The 11,600-nt window shown below is 34.2% G+C and carries 7 protein-coding genes and 2 pseudogenes; 3 read left to right on the top strand and 6 right to left on the bottom strand.

The annotated features are described in order from the left end of the window. The 5 genes and pseudogenes from F596_RS11925 to F596_RS0109765 all read right to left on the bottom strand — a co-directional run. On the bottom strand, positions 1–166 hold a 166-nt coding region (locus tag F596_RS11925; protein ID WP_019036301.1), incomplete at its 3' end, for a transposase. 113 nt (positions 167–279) lie between these two features. After that, positions 280–750: pseudogene (locus tag F596_RS0109750) on the bottom strand (deoxynucleoside kinase); the annotation flags it as partial. 2 nt (positions 751–752) lie between these two features. Continuing rightward, the gene (locus F596_RS0109755) at positions 753–2,246 is read right to left on the bottom strand and encodes an alkaline phosphatase family protein (RefSeq protein WP_019036805.1); all 1,494 of its coding nucleotides are present in this window, start codon (positions 2,244–2,246) and stop codon (positions 753–755) included. Positions 2,247–2,290: 44 nt separating this feature from the next. Continuing rightward, positions 2,291–3,547, bottom strand: a complete 1,257-nt coding sequence (locus F596_RS0109760) for an Nramp family divalent metal transporter (protein WP_019036806.1) — start codon at positions 3,545–3,547, stop codon at positions 2,291–2,293. Positions 3,548–3,579: 32 nt separating this feature from the next. Continuing rightward, a complete protein-coding gene (locus tag F596_RS0109765) occupies positions 3,580–4,821 on the bottom strand; it encodes a BaiN/RdsA family NAD(P)/FAD-dependent oxidoreductase (RefSeq protein ID WP_019036807.1) in 1,242 nt (413 codons plus the stop codon). Positions 4,822–5,013: 192 nt separating this feature from the next. Between F596_RS0109765 and glyA the strand changes: the two genes are divergently transcribed. The 3 genes from glyA (at position 5,014) to F596_RS0109780 (ending at position 11,240) form a co-directional block, all read left to right on the top strand. Then, a complete protein-coding gene (gene glyA / locus F596_RS0109770) occupies positions 5,014–6,294 on the top strand; it encodes a serine hydroxymethyltransferase (protein WP_019036808.1) in 1,281 nt (426 codons plus the stop codon). A 618-nt stretch (positions 6,295–6,912) separates the two neighbouring features. Continuing rightward, a complete protein-coding gene (locus tag F596_RS0109775; protein WP_019036809.1) occupies positions 6,913–9,771 on the top strand; it encodes a putative LPS assembly protein LptD in 2,859 nt (952 codons plus the stop codon). A gap of 179 nt (positions 9,772–9,950) precedes the next feature. After that, positions 9,951–11,240 (top strand): histidine-type phosphatase, encoded by a 1,290-nt coding sequence (locus F596_RS0109780; RefSeq protein WP_008448734.1) that lies wholly within the window; start codon positions 9,951–9,953, stop codon positions 11,238–11,240. A 149-nt stretch (positions 11,241–11,389) separates the two neighbouring features. On the opposite strand, the pseudogene F596_RS11630 reads toward F596_RS0109780, so the two are convergent. Next, positions 11,390–11,600, bottom strand: a pseudogene (locus tag F596_RS11630) (IS1634 family transposase); the annotation flags it as partial.

Consider the following 11,600-nt stretch of genomic DNA (forward strand, 5'->3'; position numbering starts at 1 on the left):
TAGGATGAGCCGGGCGACCATTATTGCTGCAATACAAAGGAGAGAAAGCATTTTCAAAACACTCCCAATTAATCTTATTACTAAGTTGGAAAAGGGGATGTTGATGACTAAGCATGTCCTCTAAAGAAGAGAACAAAGAGAGCTGTTTGGATGTACGTTTAAGCATAAATATCTGCAAGAATTATAATGTAAAGGTACAAAAACTTGCAGATATTTGCAAATAATTTATAGCATAATATACTATGAATCAGATGAATATTAGGCTTTTAAGGGTGGACTATTTATATTTTCAAGATATCCCAAAGGCATTTTTTGTTCATAACTTCTGCCACGCTTCTCTATATTTGCCACGAGATGACTCACTGATGAGCGTAGATAAATCATTAGATCTGGTATTTTTACTACATCTGTTAAATCTTTAAATAGTTCCATATATGTTTCAAAATCTCTATCATCTAGATTTCCCATAGCATAATTGTTTGCAGTAAAAACATATACACCTTCATATATAGAGCGATCTTGTACTACATGCTTATCACACTTACTTATCTCTAATAAGTCCTTAAAACGCTCTTTAAGAAAGAAAATTTCCATAGGGAATGACCATCTTTTAAGATCTTTATAATAATCTTCAAGATAAGGATTATAATCCACTGACTCAAAACGAGGCAACCAATTATACTTTTTGGCTAACATCTTTGTAAGAGTAGTCTTCCCACTTCCTATATTTCCTGCTATTGCAATATGCATGCTTATTTTATCGCTTTTTGATGTTTTAATGTTCGTGGTTTACCTAAACATCCATCAGGCATTTGTATATGAAGTAAAGCACAAATTGTAGGTGCTATATCTTCTATACCTATAGCCTCAGTATCCTCTCCTTGTGGTATATTATATCCATAAAGAAGGAATGGTATATGAGTATCATAAGGGAAAGGTTGTCCATGCTGTGTACCTCGATAAGATGGTACATCTTTAGCTCCAAACACCTGAGGACGAGTTACAATACCTATCTCACCAGAACGATCGCGGAAATAACCATTAACCAAACGCTCTTTCAAAACTGTAGGCATAGTAATCTGTGCCAACTTATTATAATCAAAAGCATACATAATAAGTGAATCATGCTTTAAAAACTCTACCGACTCATCTATAACATCTTCTTTTTTCAATCCAGCTTTTGCTATTATAGAGTCATTTAAAAAGAACTGATAATTATCTTCACCCATTACAGGTGCAACACCAAACTTAGTTTTAAGATGTGTGTTAAGTTTTTTAGTTGATGTTTCCCAATCCCAACCACCTGCTGGTATCTTATTCTCTCGCAGATAATTAAAATTATGAGCTGCTCCATGATCAGCTGTTAAAAAGATAAGATAATTACCACTCCCTATGTTCTTATCTAAATAAGTAAGAAAATCGGCAATATCTTTATCTAATTGCATATAAACTTGCTTATTTTCTTTACCTCGTGTAGAATATTTGTGTCCTATCGCATCAGTAGAAGAAACACTAACCGTTAACATATCTGTAGCCCCATTACTACCTAACCTATAATTATTAATAACTGCTTTAGCCATATCAAAGGTCATTGTTACCCCTTCTGTAGATGTCTTTATATCATAACCTGAAGGCTTACTATGTGTAGCATTAAAGGCTATAAGCCATTCTGGTAATTTTCCCATGTAATAAGTAGATGAAATAAAATGCCCAGCTTTCGTTCCCCACCAAAAGGCAGCGTTGGCAGAATGTCCTGCTGGTAAAATTGCTGCACGATCTTTTAGTGATACACCAAAAACACGTGAACGAAAATCAGTAGAAACACGAAGCTCATCTCCTATAGTGGTGGTTAGCATTCGTTGAGGGCTCATCTTTCCTTCTTTACCTGTACTACCAACACCTTGTACATTGTCATCTTCACAGCAATATACTAATTTGTCTTTTTGCCAAAAGTAATTACCTGCTATACCATGAATAGCAGGTACTGTTCCTGTAAATATAGAAGAATGCCCTACTGCTGTAACTGCAGGAGAATAGCTAATCTGTGTGTTTGCAAAGCTATACCCATTATCTAATAATCGTCTTAAGCCATTATTACAATAGTCGGTGTAATAGTAATAAAGGTAATCCCATCTCATTTGATCTACTACTAATCCTATCACTAATTTTGGTCGTTGCACTTTAGAGGCAAATACATTTGTCTGAAGAATTAGTCCAAACAAAAGAATAGTAAATATTTTCTTCATAATTTTAGTTATTAATTGTGATGCAAACTTACTAAAATTTTTCGTTATATAGCTTCTATTAGTAACCAAATATTTAAAGCAGATACAAGTGTTGCTAAAAAATATAATAATATAGTAGTACTATTCTCATTTACATACTTTCCCATTACATGCTTAGAAGAAGTTAGACTTACTTGTAAAAACATTGTAAAAGGTAACTGAATAGATAAAATCATCTGTGAAATTATCAATCCTTTAAAAGGATTACCTATAAAGAAAATCATTAATAAAGCAATACCTAACGAAAGTAAAACACCTATTATAGAATGTATATCTTTTACATTATATGGTTCACTAAATAATCCTGAAAAGATACTACCTCCTGCCATACCACTGGTTATAGTACTTGATGCACCTGCTAATAACAAGGCTATAGCAAAAATATTTGCAGCATTATTACCAAGTAATGGTGTGAGAAGTGCTTGTGCTTGTGCCAACTCATTGATATGACTACCATGAGTGTAGAAAGTACTAGCAGCAAGTAGTATCATTGCAGAATTAATAGCCCAGCCCACTATCATCGAAAACAAAGTATCGCAAAACTCATATTTCAACATACGTTCTATGCGCTCATCACCTTTTATATTAATCTCACGACTCTGTACTATCTCTGAATGTAAAAACAAGTTATGAGGCATTACAACAGCACCTAACACACTCATTATTATCATAAGAGAACCCTGAGGAACGGAAGGTAAGAACGCACCTTTAAGAGCTTCTGGCCAAGGTATGTCTACTAAAAAAAGCTCATATAAAAAAGATAAACCTATCATTGATACAAAGCCTATAATAGCCTTTTCCATACGCTTATAACTATTAGTAAAAAGCATTATAAGTACTGCTATTGTAGTTAACAATGCCCCATTAGGAATACTTATACCAAAAAGCATTTGTAAAGCTATTGCACCACCTAAAATTTCTGCTAAAGAAGTAGATATACTCGCAAAAAAAGCACTTACCACAATAGGCTTTCCCAACCATTTTGGTGAATATTTCACTGCTGCCTCACTTAAACATAAACCTGTTACAATACCTAAATGGGCTACATTATGTTGTAAAATAATGAGCATTATAGTAGATAGTGTTACTACCCATAATAAAGTGTAACCAAAATCAGAGCCTGCTGCAAAGTTACTAGCCCAATTACCAGGATCTATAAATCCTACTGTTACAAGCAGACCAGGACCAATGTACTTAAAAATATCAATAGCTCCCAATACTCGTGGGTGGTTCTTTCTTCTTAATTCTTTAAATATATTCATACTATCACATTTATACAAAGTAATTATTTTTATTATTTATTATTTTTTATTCCTATATACTGCCCTACAGTATATCCCATTGTCCAAGCTGCTTGTAAATTAAATCCTCCTGTAATACCATCTACATCAAGGATTTCACCTGCAAAAAAAAGACCTGGACAACTCTTGCTTTCAAGTGTGTTTTGATTTATCGACTTTAAACTTATACCACCACAAGTAACAAATTCATCTTTATATGTACCTCTATCTATAATAGTATAAACATCGTTAGATAACACTTCTACTACCCTATTAAAACCTTTCTTACCTAATTCACTCCACAACCTTACTTGATCTAACCCTACTTTATTAATAATATATAGCCATAGTTTAGAAGTAAGATTAAAGGGGCGAATACTATTTAACTGCTTTTTTAGATTATCTTTAATTATTTTATGTATTGTAGCTTCTACTTCCTTGCGAGACCTATCTCCTACCCAACTAATGGCTATTTGTGCTTTATAATGATTTTCTTCTAAAAACCTAGCAGCATAAGACGAAAGTTTTAAAATAACAGGACCACTTACTCCCCAATGTGTAATAAGCAGATCTCCCACTGCATGTAGTTTTTTACCTTGTATGCTTACCACCACCAGAGGAACCACAGTACCCTTAAGTTTTAAGAATCTTTCTTCCTCTATTTTAAAAGAAAAAAGAGACGGAATAGGCTTTTCAATAGTATGTCCCAACATCTTTAGGTAATCTAACTGGTGTGATATTGTAGCACCACCTGTAGTAATGGCTACTCTATTAAAAAAAATCTCTGAACGATCAACAAATGTAAGACAAAATAATCCATCATTATTCTGTTTTAACGATACTATTTGTTTACTTACAATGACTTTTATCCCTAATCTATTTGCTTCTTTTAAAAGTACTTCCATTATAGTACGAGAATCTTGAGTTTTAGGAAAAACTCGCTGATCCTCTTGTATAATAAGAGGAACGCCATGTTTGCTAAACCAATGCATACAAGCTTTGTTGTCAAACAACTTAAAAAGGTGCTTCATCATCTTACTTCCTCGTGGATATACTTGTTTCATGTCTGTAACATGAATAAAAGTATTAGTAAGATTGCAACGCCCCCCTCCTGTAACCTTTACCTTTGCTAATACCTTATTACATTTCTCAAATATAGTTACATTAGCTTCTGGAAAGTTTTTTTTAGCTGTTATTGCAGTAAAAAAGCCTGCGGCTCCACCACCTACAATAGCTATATTAAGAGAATTATTCATCTATTTTCATTTTTCTTCCACAAAGATAATATCAATTTGTATAAAAAACTATAAAATTTTATCTTTTTATTCCAAAAAGTATGTATTTACTTAAAGTAGTTTTCGTATATTTGCAGCAGATCTATTAACTCTAAAGCCGTTTAAGGTTAATCTTTAATATATGGCTTTTTATCTAAACATTTTATATAACTTATGAGAAAAGATACTACTATTTTTAATCTTATCGAAAAAGAACATCAACGCCAATTAAAAGGTATTGAGCTTATCGCATCAGAAAATTTTGTTAGTGATGAAGTAATGGCTGCTATGGGTTCATGTCTTACCAACAAATACGCAGAAGGGTATCCTGGAAAACGTTATTATGGTGGCTGTCAGGTAGTAGATGAAGTTGAAACACTTTGTATAGAACGTGTTAAAAAAGTGTTCGGTGCATGTTGGGCAAATGTACAGCCTCACTCTGGGGCACAGGCTAATCAAGCTGTTCTTTTAGCTGTTTTAAAACCAGGAGACTGCTTTATGGGTCTAGACCTTAACCATGGAGGACATCTCTCACATGGTAGTCCTGTAAATAACTCCGGAATCCTTTATCACCATATAGGTTATCAGCTTAATAAGGATACTGGACGTGTAGATTATGATAATCTTGAGCTTCTTGCTTATAAACATAAGCCTAAGCTGATAATAGCAGGAGCTTCTGCTTATAGTAGAGAGTGGGATTATGCACGTATTCGCAAAGTGGCTAATGAGATAGGGGCTATCTTTATGGTTGATATGGCTCACCCTGCTGGCTTAATAGCTGCTGGCTTGCTTGAAAATCCTGTTAAATATGCCCACATTGTTACTACTACTACACATAAAACCCTTCGTGGACCACGTGGAGGAGTTATTATGATGGGGAAAGACTTTGATAATCCTTGGGGGTACACCACTCCTAAAGGTGTAGTAAAAAAGATGTCTCAATTATTAGACTCCGCCGTCTTCCCAGGTAATCAAGGTGGTCCTTTAGAGCATGTTATTGCAGCCAAGGCTGTTGCCTTTGGTGAAATTCTTGAACCTAATTGGAAAAATTATGCTCTACAGGTAAAGAAAAATGCAGCTATCTTAGCAGAAGAGCTTATTAAGCGTGGATATGGAATAGTTTCCGGAGGTACTGATAATCATTCTATGCTACTTGACCTCCGCACAAAATATCCTGATCTTACGGGTAAGGTCGCAGAGAATGCACTTGTTGCTGCTGACATAACAGTTAATAAAAACATGGTGCCTTTCGACACAAGATCTGCTTTCCAAACATCTGGTATACGTCTTGGTACTGCTGCTATTACTACTCGTGGTGCTAAAGAAGACTTAATGGTACTTATAGCAGAACTTATTGATAAAGTACTTTCTGATCCGGAAAATGAACAAACAATAACAAATGTTCGTTCTAAAGTAAATGAAACTATGAAGGAGTATCCTTTATTCGCTTATTAAAAAAATATATTTTAAGTATAATGGACATTTGGCTTCAAATGTCCATTATATTTTTAATCATCTCTACGAGATATTATCATACTAAGATAGTGCTATTGAGTCGTTGTACAAATAGCTTAAACAGAACTTCTCACTTCATTTCTCTTCTATGGGTATAGCGCCAATGCCATACAAATACAGATATATGTGGTCTTGATTGCGAATCTGCTGATAACAATTCTATCAAGAAGCATCAAGAGATACCGTGCTTTTTCGCAGATTGTTACCATGGCACTAATTATGCTCATGTACTACATCTATTTTATTGCATTCATGGAAAATCTCGAGAAAAACATGGAATAATTTCCTTGCAAAGGAGATGCAAAAAGCGCCGCCAGAACCAAGTCTTTTCGATTAGGGATCTTATATTTGAAAGATTTATCTCAGAAGTCCTTTTTTACGGGGCTTCGGGGAAGATATTTATACTTTTTGGAGTTTTACCAAACAGCAATAATATTCAACATAAAAATGCAATCTTTTTCTTTACATAATAATCCTTTAATAAATCTTAAAACGTTAAAAACAGCGAAACGTCCTCATTTTTCAATAGGATTTATGTAAATTTGCATGCTAAAGATCATGAGGAATAAGACTATTATAACTCTGTTTATTTTTACCATAGCCATAGCAATGGCAAAAATAAATATGCCTTTGTCGCTTAGAAATATCTCTAACACGACAAAACCTATTATTGTACCCATAGATAGTGTTTTATACCCTAAAACAAGTATAAATAATAATATATCATCAACAAAGAAAGAAGATCCAAAAATAGATACAACAAAAATGGACTCTTTGCAGTATTCCATTTACCTACATAATAAAGCTGTAGACGACTCTATTCGTGCCGATAGTATTATGCGATTACGTTCAAAAACTATAGATGCCCCTGTTTACTATACCGCAGATGACTCTATAGTATACAATACCAATACAGGAATAGCTCATCTTTATGGCAACTCAAAAGTAGACTATGAAAACATGAAATTACAAAGTGATAAAATCTCTATGGATTTAAACAACTCACTTGTACGTGCTACTGGTAGTGTAGATTCTACTTCTAAAGGAGGGATAAAAGGTAAACCTATCTTTAACATGGGAAATGATGAGTATAAAACAGACACAATGGCCTTCAATTTTAAATCGAAGAAAGGAATAATAAAAGATATTTATACTCATCAAGAAGAAGGATATTTAAGCGGAGAAACGGGCAAGCGCGACTCTACAGGTATAGTTTACCTGCAACATGGTCGTTATACAACTTGCGACAAACCCCACCCAGATTTCTACATCGCACTTTCTCGCGCTAAAGTTCGTCCGGGAAAAGATGTTGTCTTCGGTCCTGCATACCTTGTAGTAGCTGATGTGCCACTTCCTTTAGCAATACCATATGGCTTTTTTCCGTTTTCGAAAAAATACTCTTCGGGACTTATTATGCCCAGCTATGGTGAAGAATATACGCGCGGGTTCTATCTACGTGATATAGGATATTATTTTGCCATCAATGATAAATGGGATTTAAAACTCTTAGGCGAGATATATACTCAAGGTTCATGGGGTATAAGTGCTGCTTCTAACTATCGCAAGAGGTATAGATATTCAGGTTCGTTCCTCTTTAGCTACCAAGACACAAGATTGGGAGATAAGGGCTTCCCTGACTACTCTCGTCAAGAAAGTTTCAAGCTACAATGGAATCATCGTCAGGACTCAAAAGCAAATCCTTTTAACTCTCTATCTGCAAGTGTAAACTTTGCCTCTTCATCATACGAACGTAACAATCTTTATAGTATGTACAATCCGCAGGCACTTACACAAAGTACACGAACATCATCTATTAGCTATAGTACAAGATTTTCAAGCATAGGATTAACATTAAATACCACTGCCAATCTTTCACAAAACATGATCGATTCTACCATAGCTCTTACTTTACCTGATATAAACTTGTCTATATCTCGATTTTATCCTTTTAAACGTAAACATGCTGTAGGAAAAGAACGTTGGTATGAGAAAATATCAATGAGTTATACAGGACAACTCTCTAATTCTATAAACACTAAAGAAAATAACCTTTTACATTCTAATATTATAAAAGATTGGAAAAATGCTTTTCAACATACCATTCCTATACAAGGCAACTTCAGCCTTTTTAACTACATTAATATAACTCCGTCCTTTCAGTTTACCGATCGCATGTATACCAATAAAGTTACACGCTCATGGGATAACTCTTTAAGAAAGGAAATTGCAGATACTACTTATGGCTTTCATAATATCTATAACTGGAGTCTTAGCGTAGGAATGACAACAAAATTATATGGTTTTTATGTCCCAAATAAAAAAATATTTGGATCTAAAATAATGGCTATTCGTCATGTCATAACACCAAATATATCTTTCTCTTACTCACCTAATTTTGGAGCACGCAAATATGGTTATTGGGATAGCTATCAAAAAACAGATGCTGATGGTAATGTAAGTTTTATTGAATATTCACCATATAAAAACGAGCTTTATGGAGTTCCTGGTAATACTAAGTCTGAAATGTTATCATGGGATATTAGCAATAATATTGAAATGAAGCTACGAAGTGAGAAAGACTCTACTGGATATAAAAAAATTAGCCTCATTGACGAACTGGGACTTTCCATGTCATATAATGCCGCAGCAAAGATACATCCATGGTCAGATCTGTCTACCCGTATACGTCTCAAACTTTCTAAAAGCTACACATTCTCCATGAATGCTCAATTTGCCACTTATGCTTGGGAAGTAGATAAAAATGGTGCTATACATCAAAGCAATAATACCGAAATATCATTTGGTCGTATGCCACGTTTCCAAGGTTTTTCGCAAAACATCTCATATACGATTAATCCTGACAAAATTAAGAAACTTTTTAGTCACGATGAGCAAAAAAACAAAGATGAAGATAACAATAGCGAGCGTAGAAAAACAGATACAGATATTGATAGTAATATTGATGACAAATTAGAAAAAGGCAAATATAAAGCAAAAAAACAAGAAAGCAACATTGCTGCAACTGATGAAGATGGTTATATGACCTTTAACATGCCATGGTCACTAACTTTTGGGTATGGTATCACTATGCGTGAAGATATAGGTGGAAAATTCCTTTACGATAAGATGCGATACGCATATAGATTTTCACAAACACTTAATTTTAGTGGTAACATACGTATTAGTGATGGATGGAATATTAATTTCTCTTCAGGATATGACTTTGATAATCATAAATTGAGCATGACTACTGCCAGCCTCTCACGCGATCTTCACTGCTTCAATATGAGTGCCTCTGTAGTACTAGCTCCTTACACTTCTTATAATTTTACCTTCCGTGCCAATGCTTCCACTCTTACCGATGCTTTAAAATACGACAAGCATAGCAGCTTTTCACAAAGCGTACAATGGTATTAGAAAAATATGATACTTCTTTATATAACAATGTGATATTTATCAGATAAAATAGTCTGAAATAGAGGCATGCCACTAACAATAAAATAACCAATTCTAAGATCTAACATTTATCTATGTAAAAAGGAGTCTAATGGAAAATATAGACTCCTTTAATACAACAAATAACAAATTAAAGAAAAATGAAAAAACTAAATTCCTTTTTGCTTTTACTTGCGCTTTCTTTACTTTGCCCATCAATATCTTTAGCACAGTTACAGCGCACACAAGACTTTAAGAGTAGGTACCAATTAAAAGAAGTAGTAATCCTTTCTCGCCATAATATTCGTTCACCATTATCTACTAACGGCTCAACACTTAGTAAAATGACTCCACATCAGTGGACTAACTGGACATCTGCAGCAAGTGAATTAACTCTTAGAGGTGGTGTTTTAGAAACAGAAATGGGACAGTTTTTCCGCAAATGGACAGTAGAAACAGGTCTATTTAAAGAGAATCATGTACCTACCATTGATGAGGTTAATCTATATGCTAACTCTATGCAACGTTGTATAGCTACAGCTCAATATTTCTCAAGTGGCTTTATGCCTGTAGCTAACTTAAGCGTAAATCACCGCTTTGTACCTTCTAAAATGGATCCAATTTTTAATCCACGCCTAACAAAAACTAGTGATGCTTTCCGTATGCAAGCTATGAAACAAATCAATGCTATGGGAGGTAAAGAGGGATTAGTTGGCATTAACAAACAATTAAAAGAAAGTTATGCCCTAATTGCAAAGGTGTTAGATATGAAACAGAGTGAGTATTATAAAAAAGGTGAAATAAAAGATTTCACTTATGATGATACAAAGATTACACTTGATCTAAATAAAGAGCCTGGTATGAAAGGATCTTTAAAAAATGCTAATTCTGCAAGTGATGCCTTTATTCTTCAATATTATGAAGAGCCAGATGCTATGAAAGCTGCTTTTGGGCATAAAATAAGTCGTGAAGACTGGACTAAGATTGCAAAGATTAAAGATGTTTATGGAGATGTTCTTTTCACTGCACCTATTGTAGCTGCAAACGTTGCACACCCTTTATTACAATATATGTTTGATGAGCTAAACTCTGTAGGAAGGAAATTTACCTTCCTTTGTGGACACGATTCAAACATAGCCAGTGTTAATGCAGCCCTTGGCGTAGAAGAATATAGTTTGCCTAATTCTATTGAAAAAAAGACTCCTATAGGTTCTAAACTAGTTTTTGAAAAGTGGGTAGATGCTACGGGAAAGGCGTATATTGCAGTAAATATAGTTTATCAAAGTACAGACCAACTACAAAAAATGTCTCTATTAGACTTACAACATGCTCCACAAGTTTTCTCTTTAAAACTAAAAGGAATTAGTCAAAATGCAGATGGACTATATTCTTTCGAAGATGTTAATAATCGTTTTAAAGAAGCTCTTAGGGCATACGATGATATCAAATAAATAAAATATTTTCATATAAATAGGTAAATACTGCACATTGCAGATATTTACCTATTTTTTTTATATTATTAGTATATGCTCTACCCTAACCCAAGTTTAACACCCACTTTCGCCTAATTGTTACTGTTACCGTACTTTCCTCGTTTTTCTTATGAGTTCTGTGTCCTACAAATTTTATTCTTTTTGAATGGTGAGTGTTTTAATTTCAACTTATCGTATATCTGTTTTGCTTGCTTCGAAGGACTACTGCATTGGCGCATCTCAATAGTTTCACCTAACGGGTTCTTCCCTTTTGTGGTAACGAGTTTTTGGGTGTTCATACGTCGTACAATCTCGGTCCAGTAACAGGATTCTCCTTCT

Origin of the sequence: Prevotella amnii DSM 23384 = JCM 14753 (assembly GCF_000378745.1) — a bacterium.
Taxonomy (GTDB): domain Bacteria; phylum Bacteroidota; class Bacteroidia; order Bacteroidales; family Bacteroidaceae; genus Prevotella; species Prevotella amnii.